The organism is Streptomyces sp. NPDC048416, from assembly GCF_043200435.1.
GTDB lineage: Bacteria > Actinomycetota > Actinomycetes > Streptomycetales > Streptomycetaceae > Streptomyces.
Window position 1 is genome coordinate 197,329 of the sequence record NZ_JBICXU010000003.1, and the last position, 22,445, is coordinate 219,773.

A 22,445-nucleotide genomic window follows, 5' to 3' on the forward strand; every position below is an offset into this window, starting at 1 on the left:
ATTGCCGCGCAGTCGTCCACCGGGACGACACGGAACTTGTCAACGAGTGACAAAGGGAAAGGGAATGCACCGATGCGGCGGTCCGGGATCTTGTTTCCGCGCTGCCGCGCACCTTACCGTGCGCCCCTCGGTGCTCTCGGTGCCCTGGCGTCACTCCGCGCATGCCTGCTGGAGGTGGGATGGGAATTGAAGTCGTGGTCGAAGATCTGACCAAGTCCTTCGGCAGGCAGAACATCTGGCAGGACGTCACCCTCACCCTGCCCGCAGGAGAAGTCAGCGTCATGCTGGGACCCTCCGGCACCGGAAAGACAGTCTTCCTCAAGTCCCTCATCGGACTGCTCAAACCGGAGCGCGGCCGGGTCCTCATCAATGGCGTCGACATGGTGAACAGCCCCGAGCGGGAGATCTACGAGACGCGGAAACTCTTCGGTCTGATGTTCCAGGACGGTGCGCTCTTCGGCTCGATGTCCCTCTTCGACAACATCGCCTTCCCCCTGCGTGAGCACACCCGCAAGAAGGAGTCCGAGATCCGTCGCATCGTCATGGAACGGGTCGACATGGTCGGGCTGCTCGGTGCCGAGGAGAAGCTGCCCGGTGAGATCTCCGGCGGCATGCGCAAACGGGCGGGCCTGGCCCGCGCCCTGGTGCTCGACCCCCAGATCATCCTCTGCGACGAACCGGACTCGGGACTCGACCCGGTACGCACCGCCTTCATCTCGCAGCTCCTGATCGACCTGAACGCCCAGATCGACGCGACGATGCTCATCGTCACCCACAACCTCGACATCGCGGCGACAGTGCCCGACAACATGGGCATGCTCTTCCGGCGCAACCTCGTCACCTTCGGTCCGCGCGAGGTCCTGTTGACGAGCGAGGAGCCGGTGGTCGCCCAGTTCCTCAGCGGGCGCCGCGAGGGCCCCATCGGCATGTCCGAGGAGAAGGACGCCGCCGCGCTCGCCAAAGAACAGCTCAACTCACCCAACCTTGCTGGACTTTCACCACGCCCCGTCGTGCCGCAACTGGAGCCCTCGCCCGGCCTGCCGCCCCGCCGGGCGGTACTGCGCCGCAAACTGCGGGTGATGGGGATGCTCGACCAACTGCCGCCCGCGGCCCGTCGCGCCATCGAGAACGGCCTGGCCCCGACGCGAGGGGCGACGCCGTGACCATGGAGGCCGAGAGAACCCCGCCGGCGCAGACGCCCCCGCCACCCCGCCCGCCCCGGGGCCCGCTGCCCGGCCTGGGCGCCTTCCGCCAGACCGGACGACTCTTCTCGCTCGCCGCCGCCGTCATCCGAGCCGTCTTCCGCCGGCCCTTCCAACTACGCGAATTCATCGAGCAGTTCTGGTTCATCGCCAGCGTCACCATCCTGCCTGCGGCTCTTGTCTCCATCCCCTTCGGCGCCGTCATCGCGCTCCAGGTCGGCTCGCTCACCCAACAGCTCGGCGCCCAGTCCTTCACCGGTGGCGCCAGCGTCCTCGCCGTCATCCAGCAGGCCAGCCCCCTCATCGTGGCCCTGCTCATCGCGGGGGCCGCAGGCTCCGCCATCTGCGCCGACCTCGGATCCCGCACGATCCGCGAAGAGCTCGACGCCATGGAAGTCATGGGCGTCTCCCCAGTCCAACGGCTCGTCGTACCACGGGTGTTGGCGACCATGTTCGTCGCCCTGCTGCTCAACGGAATGGTCTCCGTCGTCGGCACCCTCGGTGGCTACTTCTTCAACGTCATCCTCCAGGGCGGCACCCCGGGCGCCTACCTCTCCAGCTTCTCCGCCCTGGCCCAGCTGCCCGACCTGTACGTCAGCGAGATCAAGGCGCTGCTCTTCGGCTTCATCGCCGGGATCGTCGCCGCGTACCGAGGCCTCAACCCGCGCGGCGGCCCCAAAGGCGTCGGCGACGCCGTCAACCAGTCCGTCGTCATCACCTTCCTGCTGCTCTTCTTCGTGAACATGGTGCTCACCGGGATCTACCTCCAGATCGTCCCCCCGAAGGGCGGCTGACCGATGGCCCTCCTCAGCCTGCTCGACCGCTCCGGTGACCAACTGGTCTTCTACACCAAGGCGTTGCTGTGGATACCCCGCACTCTGCGGCGCTACCTCAAGGAGGTGCAGCGGCTGCTCGCCGAGGTCGCCTTCGGCAGCGGCGGCCTCGGAGTCATCGGCGGAACCATCGGCGTGATGATCGCCATGACCCTGTTCACCGGCACGGTGGTCGGCCTCCAGGGGTACGCCGCCCTCAACCAGATCGGCACAGCCGCCTTCACGGGTTTCGTCTCCGCCTACTTCAACACGCGCGAAATCGCCCCACTGGTCGCCGGGCTCGCCCTCTCCGCCACCGTCGGCGCGGGCTTCACCGCCCAGCTCGGCGCGATGCGCATCAACGAGGAGATCGACGCCCTCGAAGGCATGGGCATCCGGAGCCTCCCCTACCTCGTCACCACCAGGATCATCGCCGGCGTCGTCGCGATCATCCCGCTGTACGCGATCGGGCTGCTCAGCTCCTACTTCGCGTCCCGGCTGACCACCGTCGTCTTCAAGGGCCAGTCACGCGGCACCTTCGACCACTACTTCAACCTCTTCCTCTCACCCACCGACGTGCTGCTCTCCGTGCTCAAAGTCCTCATCTTCAGCGTCATGGTGATCCTCGCGCACTGCTACTACGGCTTCCGCGCCACGGGTGGGCCGGCCGGAGTCGGCGTGGCGGTGGGCCGCTCGGTCCGCAACGCGATCGTCCTGATCACCGTCACCGACTTCTTCCTCTCGCTGGCCATCTGGGGAGCCACCACCACCGTGAAGGTGGCCGGATGAACGCGCGCACCGTACGCCGCCGATGCGCCGGAGTCGTCTTCCTGCTCGTGCCGGCGCTGCTCGTGTGGCTGTCGATCGCCGTGTACGACAAGGACTTCACCCGGTCCGACACGGTGACCGTGCTGACCGGCAGCGTCGGCAACGAGATGCACCGGGGCGCCGAGGTGAAGCTGCGCGGTGTCGTCGTCGGCGAGGTGCGCGGCATCAGCGCCGACGGCGAAGGAGCCAAACTGACCCTCGCTCTCCAGCCGGGCAGGCTCAGCCACATCCCGTCCGACGTACGGGCACAGATGCTGCCCACCACCCTCTTCGGCGAACGGTTCGTGGCGCTCGTCCCGCCGTCGAACCCCTCCACGAGAGCGCTCTCAGCCGATGCGACCATCCCCCAGGACCGGTCGGGCAACGCCATCGAGCTGGAACAGGTCCTCGACCACGTCCTGCCGATGCTCACTGCCGTCAAACCGGACAAGCTGTCGGCCACACTCTCCGCCGTGGCCCAGGCCCTGCGCGGACGCGGCTCCCAGCTGGGCGACACCGTCGTCACGCTGGACGCCCACCTGAAGAAGTTCAACCCCAGCCTGCCCACCCTCAACGCCGACCTGGTGCAGCTCGTGAAGGTCACCCGGACCTACAGCGACGCCGCCCCCGACATCCTGAGAGCGCTCACGGACGCGACGACCACCACCAACACCCTGGTGGCGCAGCAGAACCAACTCCTCGGTGTCTACGGCCAGACGACCAGGACCGCCCAGGACGTCACGGCCTTCCTCCAGCAGAACAAGGACAACATCATCCGGCTCAGCGACGTGAGCCGTCCGACCCTGGCACTCCTCGCCGAGTACGCCCCGTCCTTCCCCTGCACACTGCGCACGCTGACCGGATTCGTACCCGCGATGGACAAGGCGCTGGGCAAGGGCACGGACCAGCCCGGACTCCACGTCACCGTCAAGGTGGTGCCCTCCCTCGGCAAGTACGCCGCCGGACGTGACACCCCCGCATACACCGCCGACGGCGGACCGCACTGCTATCCCGTGCCCTACCTCGGCGCCCCGCTCCCCGGCGAGAGCGCTCTCGTCAACGCCGCCGCCGTCTCCGGCACCGGTCTCGGCCTGCCGAACTCGCCCCAGGAGAACCACCTGGTGAACGAGCTGCTGGCGCCTGGCCTGAAGGAATCCCCGCAGTCCCTGCCGGACTGGAGCAGTCTGCTCGTCGGCCCCGCCCTGAGAGGGACGGAGGTGACGATCAAATGAAGCGCCGCAGCATCGCGGGCCCCCTCGTCAAGTCCCTGGTCTTCGTCGTGGTGACGGCACTTGCCACCACCGTGCTCGCCCTGTCCATCGCCAACACCGGTGTGGGCGACACCGAGACCTACCGGGCCCGCTTCACCGACACCACCGGACTGATCGAGGGCGACAGCGTCCGCATCGCCGGGGTGAAGGTCGGCCAGGTCGACCGGGTGGAGGTCGTCGACCGGCGGCTCGCCCAGGTCACGTTCTCCGTACGGCGCGGCCGGACCCTGCCCGGCACGACCACCGCCTCGATCAAGTACCTCAACATGGTCGGCCAGCGCTACGTCGAACTGGGCCGGGGCACCGGAGCCGTCGGGGCGACACTTGCGCCCGGCGCGACCATTCCACTGGAACGCACCACCCCGGCCCTCGACCTCACCCAGCTCTTCAACGGCTTCCAGCCCCTGTTCGAAGGGCTCTCGCCCAAGGACGTCAACCAACTGGCCGGCTCCATCGTGCAGGTCCTCCAGGGCGAGGGCGGCACCGTGGACGCGCTCTTGCAGCACATCGGCTCTCTGACCACGACCGTCGCCGCCAAGGACAAGGTGATCGGCGAGGTCATCACCAACCTCAACACCGTCCTGACCACCGTCAACGACCGCGAAGCCGGCTTCAACGACCTCGTGGTCACGCTCCAGCAGCTCGTCTCCGGATTCGCCGGGGACCGCAAACCGCTCGGCGAGGCCATCGCCGCGATGGGCGACCTCACCACGGTCACCGCCGGGCTGTTCAAGGACGGCAGGGCCCCGCTCAAGGAAGACATCAAGCAGCTGGGCCGACTGTCCTCGAACCTCGCTGAGAGCGCTCCCCCGATCGAGGACTTCCTGCGCAAGACCCCCGACAAGATGCGCGCCATCACCCGCATCGCCTCGTACGGATCATGGCTCAACCTCTACCTCTGCGAGGCCAAGGTGTCCGGCGTGAGGACCGAGGACGGCAGCCCGCCACCCACCGGCATCCCGGTCAGCGAATCGAGGTGCCAGGGATGAGGCTTCCCCTCCCGCACAGGCCCCGGGCCGACCGGCCGCCCCGCCGCACACTCGGGCGGCCCACGCTGAAGCGGCCCACGGAGAAGCGCCTCGCACCGAACCACCTCGTGTCGAAGCGCCTGCGCCTCAAGCCCATGAAGGAACGCAACCCCGTCGCGGTCAGCCTGGTGGGGCTGCTGATCCTGGCCCTCATCGGCGTCGCCGCGTACAACGCCGACTCACTGCCGTTCATCGGCGATGGTACGACCTACAGCGCCGACTTCTCCGAGTCCGCCGGGCTGCGCGACGGAGACGAGGTACGCATCGCCGGGGTCAAGGTCGGCGAGGTCGGCGGAGTCTTTCTGGACGGCGCCAAAGTGAAGGTCACCTTCAAGGTGAAGGACGCCTGGATCGGGAACGCCTCGACCGCCGCCATCGCCATCAAGACCCTGCTCGGCGAGAAGTACCTGGCGATCGACCCGCTCGGCGACGCCAGGCAGAACCCGGACAGCCGCATCCCGCTGTCCCGGACGACCTCCCCCTACGACGTCACCCAGGCCTTCGAAGGGCTCAGCAACACGATCGGTGACATCGACACCGCCCAGCTCGCCAAGAGCTTCGAGACGATCTCCGACACCTTCAAGGACTCGCCTCCCGAGGTACGCACCGCGGTGTCCGGACTCTCGGCACTGTCCAAGACCGTCTCGCAGCGCGACAGTCAGCTCGCCCAACTCCTCAAGGGCAGCGAGCAGTTGACCAAGACGCTCGCCAACAAGAAGAGCAGTTTCGAGACGCTCATCGACGACGGCGGGCTGCTCCTCGGTGAACTCAAGCAACGCCGCGACGCCATCCAGGCTCTCCTCACCGGAACCCGCGGACTCGGCACCCAGCTCACCGGCCTGGTCAAGGACAACTCCGCCCAACTCAAGCCGACACTGGCCGCGTTGGGCCGGGTCACGGACGTCCTGGTCGAGAACCAGCAGGGTTTGGAGCGCACCCTGGCACTGGCCGGCCCCTATTACCGGCTCGTCGGCAACACCATCGGCAACGGCCGCTGGTTCGACACCTACATCTGCGGGCTCGTCCCCAGGAACTACCTGCCGGCGAAGTCACTCCCGACGACCGGCTGCATGCCGCCGAAGAACGGAGGCTACCCATGAGCCGGCGACGCGCTCTCACGATCGTCCTGGCCCTCGCGGTCATCGCCGCCACCGTGGCCGGCGGGCTGCGCGTGTTCGCCGGTTCCGGCGGCAAGCACATCACCGCCTATTTCGACCACGCCGTCGGGATCTACCCCGGCTCGGACCTGCGGGTGCTCGGCGTCAAGGTCGGCGAGGTCGACTCGGTGACCCCACAGGGCCGGCAGGTCAAGGTCGTGGTGACCCTGGACCGGGGGGTCCGAGTACCCAAGGACGCCCGGGCCGCCATCGTCTCGCCCAGCGTCGTCGCCGACCGGTACGTCCAGCTCGCCCCCGCCTACACCGGCGGACCCGAGATCGCCGACCGGGCGGAACTGCCCGCCTCCCGCAACGCCACGCCCGTCGAGGTGGACCAGTTGTACGCCTCCCTGACCGAGCTCAGTAAATCCCTCGGCCCCGACGGGGCGAACGCGACGGGAGCGCTCTCGGGGCTGCTCGACACCGGCGCCAGGAACCTCAGCGGCAACGGCGCCGCGATCGGCGACTCCATCGAGCAGTTCGGCAAGGCGGCCAAGACGCTGGACGGCAGCAGCGACCATCTCTTCGCCACCCTGGCATCTCTGCAGACGTTCACCACCATGCTGAAGAACAAGGACGGCGCCGTACGCGACGCGCAGAACCAACTCGCCGACGTGACCTCGTTCTTCGCCGACAACAAGGACAACCTCGCAGGCGCGCTCAAGGAACTCGGTACCGCGCTCGGCGACGTCAAGACCTTCATCCAGGACAATCGCGGCAGCCTCAAGGCCGAGGTCGACAAGCTCACCCCGCTCACGCAGATCCTCGTCGACCAGCGCGCCTCCCTCGCGGAAGCCCTCGACGTCGCACCTCTGGCCGCTGGGAACGCTCTCAACGCCTACGACCCGGTGCACCGTACGCTCGACGGCCGCGGCGACATCAACGAGATCAGCATGGGCGGCGACCTCGTCTTCGCACCCAATCCGGCGGTGGCGGGCAGCGCGGCGCTCGTGCCCGTGCCGCAGGCACGACTGAAAGCGCTCCCAGCGCTCCCGCTGCCACCCGTGGGCACCGTGTACGGCACCGCGGCCGACCCCGCGAAGGGCTCCGCGGCCGACCCCGCGAAGGGCTCCGCCGACACCCCGTCACCCGACACCCCGTCACCCGACACCCCGTCACCCGACACCCCGTCACCCGACACCTCGTCATCCGATTCCGCGCATGCGTCCGATTCCGCGCATGCGTCCGACGCCGCGTCTGGGACGGGTGCCGCGCAGGGATCATCCGCGGCGGCGGATGGATCGGCCTCCGGCTCGGCGGGTTCCAGCTCCTCAGCGGGCTCCGGCTCGTCGACAGGTTCCGGCTCGTCGACGGGTTCCGGCGGTTCGGCGTCCAAGAACGGAGGCCGGGGATGAAGCCCCGTATCACCCGGCGCGCCGGCGCCGCGGCGGTGGTCGGCGTCGCGGTCGTCGTCGCCCTGGCCCTCTCGCTCGGCAGCTGTTCGGTGCCGTCGTTCTCCGGGATCGACCAGCTACCGCTGCCCGGCGGGGCCGACCTCGGCAGCCATCCGTACGACGTCACCGCCGACTTCGCCGACGTGCTGAGCCTGGTGCCGCAGGCCGCGGTCAAAGTGAACGACGTCGCCGTCGGCCGTGTCACCAAGATCTCGCTCTCGCCGGACGGATGGTCGGCCAAGGTCAGCATGCGCATCCGGGGAGATGTGAACCTGCCCGCCAACGCCTACGCCCAGCTGGAACAGTCCAGCCTCCTCGGGGAGAAATTCGTCCAGCTCTCCGCGCCGGCGAAGGAGACCAAGGAGGCGGCACGGGGACGCCTCGGGCCCGGCGCGGCGATCCCGATCGCACGGACCAATCGCAATCCGGAGGTCGAGGAGGTCCTGGGAGCGCTCTCCATGCTGCTCAACGGAGGCGGTGTCAGCCAGCTCAAGACCATCACGACCGAGCTCAACAAGGCGATCGGAGGCCGCGAGCCCGAGGTGCGCTCCACGCTTCAGCGCGTCAACACCCTGGTCGGCGATCTGGACGGCCATCGCGGCGACATCACCGACGCCCTCGACGGCGTCAACCGGCTCTCCGCGACCCTCGCCACCCGCAAACAGCAGATCGGAACGGTCCTCACCGGCCTCTCGCCCGGCCTCAAAGTCCTTGAGGACCAACGGGGTTCACTCCTGACGATGCTGAAGTCTCTCGACACCCTCTCCACGGTCGCCGTCTCGACGGTCAACAAGAGCAAGGACGACATGGTGGCCGACCTGAAGGCGATCGCGCCGGTCCTGACATCGCTGGCCGACTCCGGCAAGGACCTGCCGGACTCGCTCCAAGTGCTGCTGACGTACCCGTTCACCGACGAGGTGCTGCGGGGGGTCAAGGGCGACTACCTCAACGTGTACCTCGACGTCACGGCCGCGCCCGGCACGCAGATCATCCCGCCGCTCACGACGCCATCCCCGCCGTCGTCGTCACCGATGTCGTCGCCACCGACGTCCCCGACGTCCCCGACGTCCCCGACGTCCCCGACGTCCCCGACGTCCCCGACGTCCCCGACGTCCCCGACGTCCCCGAGGCAATCGGCTCACACGTCACCCAAGGCGCCTCTCGGTCTGCCGTCCGTCGGCGGGCAGGGAGGTGCGCGCTGATGCTGACGCTCGCGACGCGGCTCAAGAACGTGGCGTTCCTCGTCATCGGCGTGCTGGTGCTCGGTTACACCGGATTCCGGTACGCCGACATCGGCCACTACGTCGGCATCCGCGACTACTACTCGGTGAAGGTCCATCTCACCGAGACGGGCGGTCTCTTCACCCACTCCAACGTCACCTACCGAGGCGTCTCGGTCGGGCGGGTTGGGCCCATCGGGCTCACCGACGACGGGGTGGTGGCCGAGCTGCGTATCGACAACTCGGCGCCGCCCATCCCGAGCACACTGCAGGCGGTGGTGGCCAACCTGTCCGCCGTCGGCGAGCAGTACATCGACCTGCGGCCCACCTCCGCCGGGGCTCCCTACCTGGGCGACGGCGCGGTGATCGCGCAGTCCGACACCCGCACGCCGGCGCCCGTCACCACCGTACTCACCAGCGTCAACGACCTTGCCGCGTCTGTGCCGTTGGAGTCGCTGCGTACGGTCGTCGACGAGTTCGGGAAGGCCTTCGAAGGGCGGGGAGATGATCTCCAGGCACTCCTCGACAACGGCAGCGACTTCGTGCGGGCGGCGGACAGGGCGCTCCCGAGCACGACCACACTGCTCGCGGACGGTCAGACCGTGCTGAGCACCCAGGCCGAGGAAGGGCAGGCCATCAAGACCTTCGCGTCCGGGGCGCAGCGCCTTGCCGCCACGCTGAAAGGATCGGACACCGATCTGCGTCGTTTGATCGCGGCCGCACCGGACGCGGCCGGGCAGGTCAGCGGCCTGCTCAGGGATCTCGACCCGCAGATCAGCGTGGTGCTCGCCAACCTCCTCACGACGGCGGACGTAGCCGTGACCCGTCAGCGCGGGATCGAGGAACTACTGGTGAAACTACCGCCGTTGGCCGCGGCGGGAGCCACTGCCATCGACGCGAAGGGTGCCAATCTCGGCATGGCGGTCACCTTTTTCGCACCGCTTCCCTGCACCGACGGATACGGGGGGACGGCCTACCGCAACGGCCTCGAAACCGTCGACACGCCGAAGCTCAACACCAAGGCGCGGTGCGCCGCACCGGCGAGCAGCGGCATCGACGTACGGGGCTCGGCGCATGCCCCGAGCGGCGGCCCGCTCCGGGCGCCGGCGCAGCCGGGCTCCCTGCCCGGCGCTCAGCCCCCTGCCCAGCCTTCCTCGCCTGCGGCCACAGCGGCGGCACTTCCGGGGGCCCTCGGTCTGCCCGCCCTGCCCGGCGGCGCCCCGGAGGACCTGGCCGGGCTGCTCGGCCTGACCCCCCGCGCCGGAGAAAGGGACGTACAACCGTGATCCGACTCCCCGCCGGCCCCCGGCTCCGGCGCGCACTCGCCGTGGCCGTGATCGCGCTCTCAACCGCTTTCGCCGCCTTCGGAGGATGGGCGTACGTGGACGCGCGCAACGACACGTCCCTGGCGTACGCCGCCTCGCGCGACACCGCCCTGAAGGCGGGCCGTACGCAGATCGTCGCGCTTTCGACGCTGGACGCCGCCCACCCCGACACGACATTGCGCACCTGGCTCGACGCGTCCACGGGGCCGCTCCACGACGAGTTGCGCCGGGCGGGGACCGGAAAGCCGTCGGCGTCGGCGCGCGGCGAGGTCACCGACGCCGCCCTCACCGAACTCGACGACCGTGCAGGCAGCGCCAAGCTCATCGCGACGGTGCAGGTCCGGCTCACCCCGAAGGGCGGCGCGGTCACCACCGACCGCAAGCGCTTCGAGGCAACGCTCCAACGCATCGGCTCCGGCTGGAAGTTGAAGGCACTCAACGCGGTCCCGGTCGCGGCCCCCTGACCGCCGGACCGGATGGAGGACAGGGGCGTGCGAACAACCGGTAGGGAGAGAACAGCGTGAGCACAGCAGAGGCGAAGGCCACGGAGGGCTCGGAGCCGAGCCGGGGCCTGGAGCCGAGCCGGGGCCCGGAGCCGAGCTCTCGGTGCCTGGAGCCGAACCCGGACCTGGGCCCGAACCCGGGCCCGCAGGACTCGGGTTCGGGCGGCGACTCGTACCCCGGCTTGCCTGGCGGCGACGAGGACGCCGGGGCGCCGGGCACCGACCCGCACTCCGGCTCGCCTGGCGGCGACGAGGGCGCCGGGTCGCCGGGCACCGACGCGCACTCCGGCTCGCCTGGCGGCGACTCGTACCCCGGCTCGCCGGGCTCTGACGTCGGTGACCCCGGTGGCGTCGGCGACCCCGGTGACGCCTCCGCGCCGCCCGGGCGCCGGCGCCGCCTGCTCATCATCACGTGCGCCTTCGTTCTCGTACTCGCTCTCCTGCTCACCGGAGGCGGATTGCTGTACCAGGCACGGCAGTTGAGCGACGCGCCGGCGGCGAGCAATCGTGCGCTCACCGATGCCACGGCGACCACGCAGGTCATCGGGGATGTGAGCAACACGCTCGGCAAGGTCTTCTCCTACGTTCCCCAGGACACCCGTGCAACCGAGGACGCGGCGAGGGAGCTGCTGGGTGGTCGCGCGGCGGGGCAATATGCAGCGCTCTTCGGGGAGTTGAGGCAGCGGGTCGCCGAGCAGAAGCTCAGTCTGACCACGCACGTCGTGCGGGCCGGGGTCATCCGGCTGACCCGTGACCAGGCCGAACTGCTCGTCTTCCTCGACCAGCGTGCGCAGAGGGACACCAAGCCCGCCACCTCGGCAGCTGCCCAGCTGGCCGTCACCGCTCAACTCACCGACGGTCATTGGCAGATCACCGATCTCCGCGCCCGTTAAACCGCGCCCGCCGTCGCCGGAACCTCATAGAGGGAGAACGAAGAACATGGCACGCATGACGATCCAGCCCCTGCTCGTCGCCGCGATGACGCTCACGCTGATCGCGGGCGGGTTCGCGGCATGGGCGGGGTGGTCCTGGTACGGCGCCGCGCACGACGATTCTGCCGCCTACGCACGTTCCCGCGACAGGGTGCTCGCGGCAGGGGAGCAGGCCGTGCAGAACCTCTCCACCCTCGACCACAAGAATCTGGCTCACGGTCTCGACATGTGGCAGGACTCCACCACAGGTGACCTGCGCCAGCAACTGGCGGCAGGGCGGGGGGAGTTCGAGAAGCAGGTCCAGCAGGCGCAGACCGTCACCACCGCCAAGGTGCTCGACGGCGCGGTCACCGAGCTCGACGACCGGGCGGGCCGGGCCAGAGTGATGGTGGCGCTGCGGATCACGGTACAGGCCCCCAAGCAACAGCCCGCCGCCAAGGACAGCCGGATGCTCGGCGAGCTCACCCGCACGCCGGGCGGCTGGAAACTCAGCGCCCTCGGCCAGGCCCCGGTCGGCAACAGCGCGGCCAACTGACCCTCCACCTCCCGGACAGGAGCCGCAGATGTCGACGACCCGTCACCTGGTCAACCGCCAACGCCGACTGGCCCACGCCGACGCCACACGCACCGGTGCCGAGTCCCCACCACAACCCACCAGAAGGGCGGTCAAGTCCCGTGAGACCAAGCCCGGTTCGCGGGCGCGGACGCCCTCGTCCTCGTCCTCGACGGTTCCGGCAACAGCTTTGTCGGCTTCGACAGCTTCACCAGCTACGTCGACATCATCGACCTCATCGGCCGCGACGACCTGGCGCGGCCGTCGCCTCCGTGCGCTGCGGGGGCCTCGCGCGGGGATCTTCGCGTCCGTGCGCCGGTTCGTGCGCGTCCCCGCGCCCATCGTCCTGTGCGCGCTCATCGTCCTGCTGGGTTGCTTCGCCGGGCTCGCTGCCACCAAGGCCGACACCCTGCGCTCCGACCCGGCCGCACGTAACTCCGCGCTGACCGACGCGGCCCGTACCAGCGAGGTCAAGGGCCAGACCGACAAGGCCGTCGCCGCGTTGTTCTCGTACAACTACGCGGACACCGGACCCGTCGACAAAGCCACATCAACTCTCCTGACGGGCAAGGCGGTTCAGCAGCACCACGACATGCTGGCCGCCGTCCGCTCCCAGGGCAAGGACCAGAAACTGGTCCTGACGACCACCGTCACCGAGAGCGCAGTGGAGATGATCGACGGCTCCCGCGCCCGGGTTCTCGTCTACGCCGACCAGAGCAGCACACGGACAGCGGGGGAGAAGCCCGAAACGTCCTACGCCGCCGCCATGTTCGCCGTCGACGTGGTCCGCGCCGGCGGCACCACCTGGAAGATCTCCGGCATCGACACCTTCGGGCAGGGATCATGACGGCCAAGATCACGACGCCCCGACGTCGCGGAAGCATCCGATTCGGCGAACTCGCGCTGCCCGGCGGGAAGCGCTTCCGACGTGGATTCACCGGCACGGCCGTCGCGGCCCTGGCGATGGCCGCGCTCACCGCCTCGCAAGCCCCCGGGCTGTTGCGTACCGGCCCCCAGGGCCAGGACGGGCCGGCTGCCGCGCCTCCCGCGACGGTACGCGCGGACCCGCCGTCGGACGGCTCGTACCACGCCGAACTGCCGCCGCCGGTCACGCCGGTCCCGCCGCGCACCGCGAGCGCGCCACCCACCGTGGCGGTGATCGACCCCGTGTGGACCCAGGAGGGCATCCCCGCCACCGTGCTCGCCGCGTATCAGCGGGCCCAGACGCGTCTGGAACGCACCGAGCCGCGCTGCCACCTTTCCTGGCAACTCCTCGCCGCCCTGGGCAAGGTGGAGTCGGGCCATGCGGGGGGCGGCCGGGTCGACGCGCACGGGACGACCCTCACGCCGATCCTGGGGCCGGCGCTCAACGGCACGGGATTCGCGCGCATCAGCGACACGGACCACGGAGCGCTGGACGGGGACGCCGATTACGACCGTGCGGTGGGACCCATGCAGTTCATCCCGTCCACCTGGTCGACCTGGGGCCAGGACGGCAACGACGACGGGCGTAAGGATCCCAACAACGTCTTCGACTCGGCGCTCGCGGCCGGCGGGTACCTGTGCGCGGATGCCCGGAACCTCGCCGTCCCCGCCGACCTGGAGCGCGCCGTCCTGAGCTACAACCACTCGGCCGACTATCTGCGTACGGTTCTGTCGTGGCTGGAGTTCTACCGCCGGGGCGTCCATCCCGTGCCGGACGGCGAAGGCGCTCTCCCGACCTCGCCGGGAGCCGGCAGCGCCGGGCAGCTCGACGCCGACCACAACCGCAAGCAGGGCGGAGGCATCGTCATCGGGCCCCAACCGAGCTCGCGCCCATCGGCATGGACCCCCGGGCCGCCCACGGGCAGTCCCTCGGCGTCGCGGCCGGCGCACTCGCCCTCTTCGCCCCCTTCCAGCTCCCCTTCGTCCTCCGCTTCCCCCGGCCCCACTTCTTCCCCCTCCTCGTCGGATGGCCCAAGCCCGTCCCCGTCTGAGAGCGCGACCACCAGCCCCTCGCCGTCGGGCAGCCCCGGCGTGCCGGACTGCCCCGGCGGATCGCAGGCCCCCTCGGCGACGCCGGACCCCAGCGCGCCACCCGCCGGCCCCGGCTGCCCGTCACCCACCCCATGAGCGTCACCCATCCCATGACCGGCAGCGACCCCGTGACGCGCGCCGACCTTGTGACGCGCGCCCACCATGTGGCGAGCACCGATCTTCGTGGCGAGCACCGATCTCTGTGGCGAGCGCCGATCTCCATGGCGAGCACGGGTCTCCGTGGCGAGCACCGATCTCTATGGCGAGCACGGATCTCGGTGACGAGCCCCGCTCTCCGTTGCAATCACCCCCGCGACGATCACCCACCCCCCGACGAAAGGACTTCCGCGAGGTCGTAGCCGACCGGCTCTTGCAACTGGGCGTACGTGCAGCTGTCGGGAGCGCGGTCAGGGCGCCAGCGCCGGAACTGCGCGGTGTGCCGGAATCGGTCGCCCTCCATGTGGTCGTACGCCACCTCCACCACCCGCTCCGGCCGCAACGCCAGCCACGACAAATCCTTCTTGCCGGTCCAGCGGCTGGTCGCACCCGGCAGCCGAGCGCCTTCGTGTGCGGCCTCCTCGGCCCACGCGGCCCATGGGTGGGACTCGCTCACGGGGTCGTCCATGAGCAGCGGCGCGAGCTCGTCGATGAGCTCCGCGCGGCGTTTCATCGGGAACGCCGCGCACACGCCGACGTGCTGTAGCGCGCCCTGCGCGTCGTACAGGCCGAGCAGGAGCGAGCCGACCACGGGACCGCTCTTGTGATGGCGGTAGCCGGCCACCACCACATCCGCCGTGCGCTCGTGTTTGATCTTGTACATGAGTCGGGCGTCGGGCCGGTAGGGCAAATCGAGCGGCTTGGCGACGACCCCGTCGAGCCCGGCGCCCTCATACTGCTCGAACCAACGGCGGGCCACCTCGATGTCGGTCGTGGCGGGGGCCAGATACACCGGCGCTGGAACCGCTCTCAAAGCCTTGGCAAGCATCGACCGCCGCTCGGCCAGCGGGGTGTCGAGCAGCGCCGCGTCCCCGAGCGCCAAGAGGTCGAACGCGACGAAACTCGCCGGGGTCTGTTCGGCGAGCAGCTTCACCCGGGACGCGGCGGGGTGGATGCGCTCGGTGAGCCGGTCGAAGTCCAGGCGCCCCTCGTGCGCGATGACGATCTCGCCGTCCACCACACAGCGTTCGGGCAGCCGCTCCGCCAGCGCGTCGGCCAGCTCGGGAAAGTAACGGGTCAGTGGCTTGCCGTTGCGGCTGCCGATGACGACCTCGGCGCCGTCGCGGTGCACGATTGCCCGAAATCCGTCCCACTTCGCCTCGTACTGCATCCCGGGCGGAATCTTCGCCACGGACTTGGCGAGCATCGGCTTGACTGGCGGCATCACCGGGAGATCCATACATCCGATCCTCACCGATATGCGCCATTGGCGCCCTCCGCCTACCGTGGCCTGCATGGGCAAGGGTGAGGCGATCGAGCTGGAGGTCGGCGGGCGGACCGTGCGGCTGTCCAATCCGGAGAAGGTGTACTTTCCGGGGCCCGGCTACACCAAGCTGGACGTGGCCCAGTACTACCTGGCCGTCGCCGACGGCATCACACGTGCCCTGCGCGACCGCCCCACCACGCTGGAGCGCTACCCCGACGGCGTCGACGGCGAGTCGTTCTTCCAGAAGCGGGCGCCGAAGAACCTGCCCGACTGGATCCCCACCGCCAAGATCGAATTTCCGAGCGGCCGCCACGCCGACGAGATCTGCCCCACCGAGCCCGCCGCGGTCCTGTGGGCCGCCCAGCTCGGCTGCCTGACCTTCCATCCCTGGCCGGTGCGGCGCGAGGCCACCGACCACCCCGACGAACTCCGGATCGACCTGGACCCGCAGCCCGGCACCGACTTCGACGACGCAGTCCCCGTCGCCCATGAACTGCGGGCGCTGCTCGGGGAGTTCGGGATCACGGGCTGGCCCAAGACGTCCGGAGGACGAGGCGTCCACGTCTTCGTTCCGATCGAGCCGCGCTGGACGTTCACCGAGGTGCGCCGCTGTGCCATCGCCCTCGGGCGCGAGCTGGAGCGTCGCATGGAGGGCCGGGTCACCACCGCCTGGTGGAAGGAGGAGCGCGGCGAGCGGATCTTCGTGGACTACAACCAGACCGCTCGCGACCGCACCATCGCCTCTGCCTACTCGGTGCGTCCCAAGCCGCACGCCCCGGTCTCGGCGCCGCTTCGCTGGGACGAGCTCGACGACGTGCATCCCGAGGACTTCGACCTGCGGACCATGCCCGCCCGCTATGCCGAACTGGGCGATCTGCACGCGGACATGGACGACCACGCGTTCGGCCTGGAGCCACTGCTCGAACTCGCAGAGCGCGACGAACACGATCACCGGCTCGGCGACATGCCGTACCCGCCGGACTACCCCAAGATGCCGGGAGAGCCCAAGCGGGTACAGCCGAGCCGCGCCGCCAAGGACACCTAGACGCCGTCGGCCCTTCGCGGCGGTCCGTCGACCGCCGTGCCCGAATGGTCAGTGCCCGGTGCAAGACTCAAGATGGCAGGACAACGGGACACCCGAAGGAGCTCATCATGCTCACCACCCGTTACGTCACGGGCTCTCCCAGCTGGTTCGACCTCAGCACGCCGGACATCGGCGCCGCGGCCGCCTTCTACACCGGTGTCTTCGGCTGGACGTACCAGCCGGGCGGGCCGGAGGTGGGCGGGTACGGAACGTTCCAGGCCGGGGGCACAGTCATCGCGGGCGGCATGACGGTCCCGCCCGACCAGGGCGATCCCGCGTGGAACGTGTACTTCCAGACGCCGGACATCGAAGCCACGGCCACGTCGGTCGAGCAGGCCGGCGGCAGTGTCACCGTCCAGCCCGTCGACGTCATGGAGCTCGGCCGCAGCGCGTTCTTCCAGGACGCGGCCGGTGTCGGCTTCGCGGCGTGGCAGCCCCAGCAGATGAGCGGCATGGGTGCCGCCGGTGAGCGCGACACGCTGTCCTGGATCGAGCTGTACACCCCGGACGTCAAGGCGGCCACCGGCTTCTACCACGCGGTGTTCGGCTGGGAGACCTTCGAGGTGCCCTTCCCCGGCGGCACGTACACGACAGTCAATCCGGCCGCGGCCGGGCCCGACTCCATGTTCGGCGGAGTCATCCCGCTCGACAACGACGCCCTGGAAGCCGAAGCGGGCGCCTACTGGATGCCGTACATCGAAGTGGCCGACGCCGACGCGACCGCCGCCAAGGCGCGGGAGCTGGGCGGCACGGTCCGCATGGCCCCCATGGATGTGGCGGGCGTGGGCCGGCTGTGCAAGGTCGCCGACCCGTTCGGCGCACGCATCGCCTTCCTCACGAGCGCGGCGCCCTCGTCCTAGAAACGCGGGCGTTCACCGTTCGTTGACCGGACGTTGATCAGTGCCCGGCAGCGTGGTCGGCATGTTGAACAACACCATCAACTCCGCCGCGGAACTCACCTGGCAGGAAGGCGCGCTGTGCGCTCAGGCCGGACCCGAGTTCTTCTTCCCGGCGCCGGGCAGCTCGACGCGCGAGGCCAAGCAGCTCTGCGGAGCCTGCGAGCAACGGAAGGCCTGCCTCGAATACGCCCTTGCCAACGACGAGCGATTCGGGGTGTGGGGCGGCCTCTCCGAGCGGGAGCGGCTGGTCCTGCAACGCACCCAACAGCGATAAGAGCGCGGCGCCGTGCGGCGCCGCGCTCTCGTAATGGCTCAGAACTCCGGCTCAGCGCCGTAGGTCACTGCCGGGGCTCAGCGCCGTAGCCCATCGCCGTAGCCCATCGCCGTAGCCCATCGCCGGGGCGCGGCGCTGGGGCTCGGCGCTGGGGCTCAGCGTCGGGCACGCTGTTAGCGGCGGGCCGCCATGCGTGCCTTGCGCGCGGCCAGCTTCTCGTCGAACTTGGACGCCTCGGAGTCGAGCCCGCCCATGTACATGCCGAGCTCTTCCTGGGCCTTCAGGCCCTCGGGGCCGAGCCCGTCGATCTCCAGGACCTTGAGGTAGCGCAGCACCGGCTGGAGCACGTCGTCGTGGTGGATCCGCATGTTGTAGACCTCGCCGATCGCCATCTGCGCCGCGGCCCGCTCGAAGCCCGGCATGCCGTGGCCGGGCATCCGGAAGTTCACGACGACGTCGCGCACCGACTGCATCGTCAGGTCCGGGACGAGCTCGAACGCCGCACCGAGCAGGTTGCGGTAGAAGACCATGTGCAGGTTCTCGTCGGTCGCGATCCGGGCGAGCATCCTGTCGCAGACCGGGTCGCCCGACTGGTGGCCGGTGTTGCGGTGCGAGACCCGCGTGGCCAGCTCCTGGAAGGCGACATAGGCGACCGAGTGCAGCATCGAGTGCCGGTTGTCCGACTCGAAGCCCTCGCTCATGTGCGCCATCCGGAACTGCTCCAGCTTGTCCGGGTCCACCGCCCGGGATGCGAGCAGGTAGTCGCGCATCACGATGCCGTGCCGGCCCTCCTCGGCGGTCCAGCGGTGCACCCACGTGCCCCAGGCGCCGTCGCGGCCGAAGAGCGAGGCGATCTCGTGGTGGTAGCTGGGCAGGTTGTCCTCGGTGAGCAGGTTCACCACCAGGGCGATCTTGCCGAGGTCCGTGACCTTGGACTGCTGGGGCTCCCAGGCTTCCCCGTCCTCGAAGAGGCCGGGGAAGTTACGGGCGTCCGACCACGGCACGTAGTCGTGCGGCATCCAGTCCTTGGCGACCTTGAGGTGCCGGTTGAGCTCCTTTTCGACTACCTCTTCCAGCGCGAACAGCAGCCGGGCGTCGGTCCACGCGTCCGAACTGCCGAGGTGGGGAGAAGTGATCGTCACGGGTGTGCTCCAGGGGGACGGAAAAGGGGGGACGGCAGGCGTACCTACGCATACGTAGGTTACGAAACCGTAGGTTAAGGCGGCCATAAGCGCCCAGCCAAGTCCGTCATCCTCTTCGCCCAGCTACGTTCTGTTATATGTGCTGGTAGGTGCGGTGAAACGAGAGGCAAGTCACCTCCAGTGCGGTCCGTTCGCATCCGCCGTCCTGTGACGGGGGATACAGCGAACCGGGCCCCCGCCCCGGGGGGGGCAATCCCGGGTCGCCGGCCCCGGCCCCGGGGGAGCGATCCCGGGTCGGCGGTCCCGGCCCGGGGAGCGATTCCGGCCCGGGGGCTCCGGCCTGGGAGGAGCGGCCCCGGGTCGCCGACCCGACCCCGAGGGGACGAGCCCAGGTCCGCGCCCCGCCCCGAGGAAGCGGCCCCGGGTCGCCGACCCGGCCCCGAGGGGACGAGCCCGGGTCGGCGCCCCGACCCCGAGGAAGCGGGCCCGGGTCGGCGGTCCGCTCCTCGGCGCCTCGGCAGACGGACCGCGCCGCGGTGGATGCTCTCGGCGTGCTCAGCCCACCGCCAGCCCCTCCCTGACCGCTTCCGCCGTGGTGTCGGTGAGCTCGCCGTCGAGCAGCAGCCAGCGGGTGACGCCGATCGACTCCAGGAACGGCACATCGTGGCTGGCCACGATCAGCGCGCCCTCATAGGCGTCCAGCGCGGCCTTGAGAGCGCTCACACTCGCCATGTCCAGGTTGTTCGTCGGCTCGTCCAGCATCAACAGCCGGGGCGCAGGCTCCGCCAGCAGCAGCGCCGCGAGTGCGGCGCGGAAGCGCTCTCCGCCCGACAGGGTCCCCGCCGGTCGCTCCGCCCTGGCCCCCTTGAACAGGAAGCGCGCCAGCCGCGCCCTGATCGCGTTGTCCGTCGCCCCCGGCGCATAGCGGGCCACGTTCTCCACGACGCTCAGCGCGTCGTCGAGCACGTCGAGGCGCTGCGGCAGGAACCGCAACGGCACATGGGCCACCGCTTCTCCCGCAACCGGTTCCAGCTGCCCCGCGAGCGTCCTGAGCAGGGTCGTCTTGCCCGACCCGTTCCGGCCGACCAGCGCGATCCGTTCGGGACCGCGCACATCGAGCTCGCCCTCCACCCTTGCGCCGTAGGGGAGTTGGAGATCGGTCAGGGTCAGGACGCGGCGGCCCGGATGCACGGTGGTGTGGGGGAGCTCGATACGGATCTCCTCGTCGTCGCGCACTGCCTCCACCGCCTGGTCAAGCCGCTCGCGCGCCTGGCCCAGGCGTTCGGTCTGGAGGATGCGGTGCTTGCCCGCGGACACCTGAGCCTCGCGCCGGCGGTTGTTGGCGACGATCTTCGGCACCACCTTGTTGTCGTAGCTCTTCTGTCCGTAACGTTGGCGCCGCGCCAACTTGACCTGGGCGTCGGAGAGTTCCCGTTTTTGACGCTGCACATCGGCTTCGGCGACGCGCACCATCCGCTCGGCCGCCTCCTGCTCGGCCCGCAACGCCTCCTCGTAGTCCGTGAAGTTGCCTCCGTACCAGGCGAGTTGGCCCTCCCGCAGATCGGCGATGCGGTCCACCCGGGCAAGCAGCTCGCGGTCGTGACTGACGACCAGGAGTACGCCGTTCCATGCGTCGACGGCGTTGTACAGGCGCTGCCGGGCGGGCAGGTCCAGGTTGTTCGTGGGCTCGTCCAGCAGCAGGACGTCCGGGCGCCTGAGGAGCAGGGCGGCCAGGCGCAGCAGCACCGACTCGCCGCCCGAGACCTCGCCGATCGTGCGGTCCAGGCCGATGGCGCCGAGGCCGAGCTGATCGAGGGTCGCGCGGGCGCGCTCCTCGACGTCCCAGTCGTCGCCCACGGTCTCGAAGTGCCGCTCGTCCGCGTCGCCGCCCTCGATCGCGTGCAGGGCGGCCCGTACCGCGTCGATGCCCAGCGCCTCGTCCACGCGCAGCGCGGTGTCGAGGACCAGGTTCTGTGGCAGGTATCCGATCTCGCCCGCGATCTTGACGTGGCCGACCGTCGGGGTGAGGGCCCCGGCGATCAGCTTCAACAGGGTCGATTTCCCTGATCCGTTGAGGCCGACGAGGCCGGTGCGTCCGGGGCCGACGCCGAGTTGGAGGTCTTCGAAGACGATGGTGCCGTCCGGCCATGCGAAGGACAGCGCGGCCGAGCTGATCTGAAGAGGGGGATGTGACATACGGGTCTCCCGGTTGCGGGGAAGGAATGCGGGCAACGGGGGTTCTGAGACACCGCTCAGGGCACGAAGAAGGCCCTGGTCGTGGAGGACATGGCTCGGAGGCAGAGGTCACACCGGACGCGCGCGACACGGAAGGGAGTGCGCGGTGCGGTGTCTCAGGGCCTCAGACGAGCAACGTCCTGCTCCATTCGACGACAACAGGGCCAGTCACGAAGGTACGCCGCGTTCCGACGGTCCCGCAAACCAATTAACGGGGCCCCGTCGGCGGGTGTGCGGGTCCGCCGGGGCAGCAGGGGGCGGGGCACCGCCGCGGCCGGGCAGGAACGGAGGCGGTGCGGGAGGGGGCGCCTGCCGAGCGTGGCGCGACCAGCGGGCAGGCCGACCGGCTGGGCCGACTGGACCGACTGGACCGACTGGACCGACTGGCTGGGCCGATTGGCCCGATCGGCGGCTTGGGCAGCGATGCGGTCTGCGGATCGGTCAGTGGCTCGGGCAGCGGGCTCGGCCCAGCAGGTTCAGCCCCTCAGCTTCGATCCGCAGCTTCGATCCGCAGGTCCGGTCGGCGGGCTCGATCCGCAGGTCCAGTCGGCGGGCTCGGCCGACGGGCCCGGTCGGCGGGTCCGGGCAGGGTTCTCGGACAGAGTTCTCGGCCAGGCTTCCGGTCGCGCCGGGTCAGCAGGCGTCGCGCAGCAGCACGGCGAGGTCCCCGTCCAGATCGAGGTACTGGTGCTCCCGGCCGGCCGGAACCAGGAGCTGGGCGCGCTTGAGGAAGCGGCGCACCTCGGAGGTGCGGATGTGCACCATGGCGACGCCCTCGCGGGCGTGGAACTCCAGGACGGTCCGGTCGTAGCCGTAGGGGCGCACCCGTACGTCGCCGACCCCGGCGGGTCCTTCGATGCCCGCTTCGAGCAGTTCGCGGGCGAACTCCCAGGAGACGTCGGCGCCTTCGAGGGTGGCCGGCGCCGGGAACACCATGTGGACGGCGAACGGGTCGTCGGGGTCGTAGCGCAGGGTCGCGGGCACGGTTTCCATGCGGGGCGCGGACGCGATCAGGCGTACCTGGACGGGCTGCTCGATGACGGTGGACAAAGCCCTGCTCCCTCAGCCTCGGGGGTTCTCTCCTGCCGCCCGGAGAGACGTCGAAATTCAGCGTTGCGTGCACCGGAGGTTCACGTGACGTGCATCACTGCCGACCGTCGACGCGCGG

Annotated in this window: 20 protein-coding genes and 1 pseudogene; 17 read left to right on the forward strand and 4 right to left on the reverse strand. The window is 69.8% G+C overall.

Annotated features, from left to right (window positions below; all coding sequences use genetic code 11):
- Positions 1 to 179 precede the first annotated feature (179 nt).
- The 14 genes and pseudogenes from ACGFW5_RS05645 (at position 180) to ACGFW5_RS05710 (ending at position 14,316) form a co-directional block, all read left to right on the forward strand.
- Complete coding sequence (locus tag ACGFW5_RS05645; RefSeq protein WP_393832891.1) at positions 180 to 1,163, forward strand: ABC transporter ATP-binding protein; 984 nt, start codon at positions 180 to 182, stop codon at positions 1,161 to 1,163.
- 2 nt (positions 1,164 to 1,165) lie between these two features.
- Positions 1,166 to 1,996 carry an MlaE family ABC transporter permease gene (locus tag ACGFW5_RS05650; protein ID WP_393832892.1) on the forward strand — a complete coding sequence of 277 codons (831 nt, stop codon included), beginning with the start codon at positions 1,166 to 1,168 and terminating at the stop codon, positions 1,994 to 1,996.
- Positions 1,997 to 1,999: 3 nt separating this feature from the next.
- Entirely contained in the window at positions 2,000 to 2,803 is an 804-nt protein-coding gene (locus tag ACGFW5_RS05655) for an MlaE family ABC transporter permease (RefSeq protein ID WP_393832893.1), read from the forward strand.
- Positions 2,800 to 4,053, forward strand: a complete 1,254-nt coding sequence (locus ACGFW5_RS05660) for an MCE family protein (protein WP_393832894.1) — start codon at positions 2,800 to 2,802, stop codon at positions 4,051 to 4,053. Before ACGFW5_RS05655 ends, ACGFW5_RS05660 begins: the two co-directional genes overlap by 4 nt.
- Positions 4,050 to 5,081, forward strand: a complete 1,032-nt coding sequence (locus tag ACGFW5_RS05665) for an MCE family protein (RefSeq protein ID WP_393832895.1) — start codon at positions 4,050 to 4,052, stop codon at positions 5,079 to 5,081. The genes ACGFW5_RS05660 and ACGFW5_RS05665 overlap by 4 nt, the downstream gene beginning before the upstream one ends.
- 134 nt (positions 5,082 to 5,215) lie before the next feature.
- Positions 5,216 to 6,220, forward strand: a complete 1,005-nt coding sequence (locus ACGFW5_RS05670) for an MCE family protein (RefSeq protein ID WP_393833084.1) — start codon at positions 5,216 to 5,218, stop codon at positions 6,218 to 6,220.
- Positions 6,217 to 7,344 (forward strand): annotated as a pseudogene (locus ACGFW5_RS05675) (MCE family protein); the annotation flags it as partial. The gene ACGFW5_RS05670 and the pseudogene ACGFW5_RS05675, both read left to right, overlap by 4 nt.
- Before the next feature lie 284 nt (positions 7,345 to 7,628).
- Positions 7,629 to 8,873 (forward strand): MCE family protein, encoded by a 1,245-nt coding sequence (locus tag ACGFW5_RS05680; RefSeq protein ID WP_393832896.1) that lies wholly within the window; start codon positions 7,629 to 7,631, stop codon positions 8,871 to 8,873.
- Positions 8,873 to 10,177 (forward strand): MCE family protein, encoded by a 1,305-nt coding sequence (locus ACGFW5_RS05685; RefSeq protein WP_393832897.1) that lies wholly within the window; start codon positions 8,873 to 8,875, stop codon positions 10,175 to 10,177. The genes ACGFW5_RS05680 and ACGFW5_RS05685 overlap by 1 nt, the downstream gene beginning before the upstream one ends.
- Positions 10,174 to 10,680 (forward strand): hypothetical protein, encoded by a 507-nt coding sequence (locus ACGFW5_RS05690; RefSeq protein WP_393832898.1) that lies wholly within the window; start codon positions 10,174 to 10,176, stop codon positions 10,678 to 10,680. Before ACGFW5_RS05685 ends, ACGFW5_RS05690 begins: the two co-directional genes overlap by 4 nt.
- Before the next feature lie 56 nt (positions 10,681 to 10,736).
- Complete coding sequence (locus tag ACGFW5_RS05695) at positions 10,737 to 11,612, forward strand: hypothetical protein (protein ID WP_393832899.1); 876 nt, start codon at positions 10,737 to 10,739, stop codon at positions 11,610 to 11,612.
- 46 nt (positions 11,613 to 11,658) lie between these two features.
- On the forward strand, positions 11,659 to 12,186 hold the full coding sequence (locus tag ACGFW5_RS05700; RefSeq protein ID WP_393832900.1) for a nuclear transport factor 2 family protein: 528 nt from the start codon (positions 11,659 to 11,661) through the stop codon (positions 12,184 to 12,186).
- Positions 12,187 to 12,214: 28 nt separating this feature from the next.
- The gene (locus ACGFW5_RS05705) at positions 12,215 to 13,051 is read left to right on the forward strand and encodes a hypothetical protein (RefSeq protein ID WP_393832901.1); all 837 of its coding nucleotides are present in this window, start codon (positions 12,215 to 12,217) and stop codon (positions 13,049 to 13,051) included.
- Positions 13,048 to 14,316: a lytic transglycosylase domain-containing protein gene (locus ACGFW5_RS05710; protein WP_393832902.1), complete on the forward strand. Its 1,269-nt coding sequence runs from the start codon at positions 13,048 to 13,050 to the stop codon at positions 14,314 to 14,316. Before ACGFW5_RS05705 ends, ACGFW5_RS05710 begins: the two co-directional genes overlap by 4 nt.
- Positions 14,317 to 14,539: 223 nt before the next feature.
- On the opposite strand, the gene ACGFW5_RS05715 is transcribed toward ACGFW5_RS05710, so the two are convergent.
- Complete coding sequence (locus ACGFW5_RS05715; RefSeq protein ID WP_393832903.1) at positions 14,540 to 15,616, reverse strand: ATP-dependent DNA ligase; 1,077 nt, start codon at positions 15,614 to 15,616, stop codon at positions 14,540 to 14,542.
- Positions 15,617 to 15,671: 55 nt separating this feature from the next.
- On the opposite strand from ACGFW5_RS05715, the gene ligD reads away from it, so the two are divergent.
- The 3 genes from ligD (at position 15,672) to ACGFW5_RS05730 (ending at position 17,900) form a co-directional block, all read left to right on the forward strand.
- Positions 15,672 to 16,688: a non-homologous end-joining DNA ligase gene (gene ligD, locus ACGFW5_RS05720; RefSeq protein ID WP_393832904.1), complete on the forward strand. Its 1,017-nt coding sequence runs from the start codon at positions 15,672 to 15,674 to the stop codon at positions 16,686 to 16,688.
- Between the two features lie 107 nt (positions 16,689 to 16,795).
- Positions 16,796 to 17,587, forward strand: a complete 792-nt coding sequence (locus tag ACGFW5_RS05725; protein ID WP_393832905.1) for a VOC family protein — start codon at positions 16,796 to 16,798, stop codon at positions 17,585 to 17,587.
- A 61-nt stretch (positions 17,588 to 17,648) separates the two neighbouring features.
- Positions 17,649 to 17,900 carry a WhiB family transcriptional regulator gene (locus ACGFW5_RS05730; RefSeq protein ID WP_393832906.1) on the forward strand — a complete coding sequence of 84 codons (252 nt, stop codon included), beginning with the start codon at positions 17,649 to 17,651 and terminating at the stop codon, positions 17,898 to 17,900.
- A gap of 173 nt (positions 17,901 to 18,073) precedes the next feature.
- Here ACGFW5_RS05730 and ACGFW5_RS05735 read toward each other — a convergent pair whose 3' ends face one another.
- From ACGFW5_RS05735 to ACGFW5_RS05745, 3 genes are all read right to left on the reverse strand, one after another.
- On the reverse strand, positions 18,074 to 19,042 hold the full coding sequence (locus tag ACGFW5_RS05735) for an acyl-ACP desaturase (RefSeq protein WP_393832907.1): 969 nt from the start codon (positions 19,040 to 19,042) through the stop codon (positions 18,074 to 18,076).
- Positions 19,043 to 19,597: 555 nt separating this feature from the next.
- Positions 19,598 to 21,238 carry an ABC-F family ATP-binding cassette domain-containing protein gene (locus tag ACGFW5_RS05740; protein ID WP_393832908.1) on the reverse strand — a complete coding sequence of 547 codons (1,641 nt, stop codon included), beginning with the start codon at positions 21,236 to 21,238 and terminating at the stop codon, positions 19,598 to 19,600.
- A gap of 672 nt (positions 21,239 to 21,910) precedes the next feature.
- Entirely contained in the window at positions 21,911 to 22,327 is a 417-nt protein-coding gene (locus ACGFW5_RS05745) for an SsgA family sporulation/cell division regulator (RefSeq protein WP_393832909.1), read from the reverse strand.
- Between the last annotated feature and the right edge of the window lie 118 nt (positions 22,328 to 22,445).

Coding starts and splice junctions, on each gene's coding strand:
- ACGFW5_RS05645 (WP_393832891.1), top strand. CDS start 180: ATGGGAATTGAAGTCGTGGTCGAAGATCTGACCAAGTCCTTCGGCAGG.
- ACGFW5_RS05650 (WP_393832892.1), top strand. CDS start 1,166: ATGGAGGCCGAGAGAACCCCGCCGGCGCAGACGCCCCCGCCACCCCGC.
- ACGFW5_RS05655 (WP_393832893.1), top strand. CDS start 2,000: ATGGCCCTCCTCAGCCTGCTCGACCGCTCCGGTGACCAACTGGTCTTC.
- ACGFW5_RS05660 (WP_393832894.1), top strand. CDS start 2,800: ATGAACGCGCGCACCGTACGCCGCCGATGCGCCGGAGTCGTCTTCCTG.
- ACGFW5_RS05665 (WP_393832895.1), top strand. CDS start 4,050: ATGAAGCGCCGCAGCATCGCGGGCCCCCTCGTCAAGTCCCTGGTCTTC.
- ACGFW5_RS05670 (WP_393833084.1), top strand. CDS start 5,216: ATGAAGGAACGCAACCCCGTCGCGGTCAGCCTGGTGGGGCTGCTGATC.
- ACGFW5_RS05680 (WP_393832896.1), top strand. CDS start 7,629: ATGAAGCCCCGTATCACCCGGCGCGCCGGCGCCGCGGCGGTGGTCGGC.
- ACGFW5_RS05685 (WP_393832897.1), top strand. CDS start 8,873: ATGCTGACGCTCGCGACGCGGCTCAAGAACGTGGCGTTCCTCGTCATC.
- ACGFW5_RS05700 (WP_393832900.1), top strand. CDS start 11,659: ATGGCACGCATGACGATCCAGCCCCTGCTCGTCGCCGCGATGACGCTC.
- ACGFW5_RS05705 (WP_393832901.1), top strand. CDS start 12,215: ATGTCGACGACCCGTCACCTGGTCAACCGCCAACGCCGACTGGCCCAC.
- ACGFW5_RS05710 (WP_393832902.1), top strand. CDS start 13,048: ATGACGGCCAAGATCACGACGCCCCGACGTCGCGGAAGCATCCGATTC.
- ACGFW5_RS05715 (WP_393832903.1), bottom strand. CDS start 15,616: ATGGATCTCCCGGTGATGCCGCCAGTCAAGCCGATGCTCGCCAAGTCC.
- ligD (WP_393832904.1), top strand. CDS start 15,672: ATGGGCAAGGGTGAGGCGATCGAGCTGGAGGTCGGCGGGCGGACCGTG.
- ACGFW5_RS05725 (WP_393832905.1), top strand. CDS start 16,796: ATGCTCACCACCCGTTACGTCACGGGCTCTCCCAGCTGGTTCGACCTC.
- ACGFW5_RS05730 (WP_393832906.1), top strand. CDS start 17,649: ATGTTGAACAACACCATCAACTCCGCCGCGGAACTCACCTGGCAGGAA.
- ACGFW5_RS05740 (WP_393832908.1), bottom strand. CDS start 21,238: ATGTCACATCCCCCTCTTCAGATCAGCTCGGCCGCGCTGTCCTTCGCA.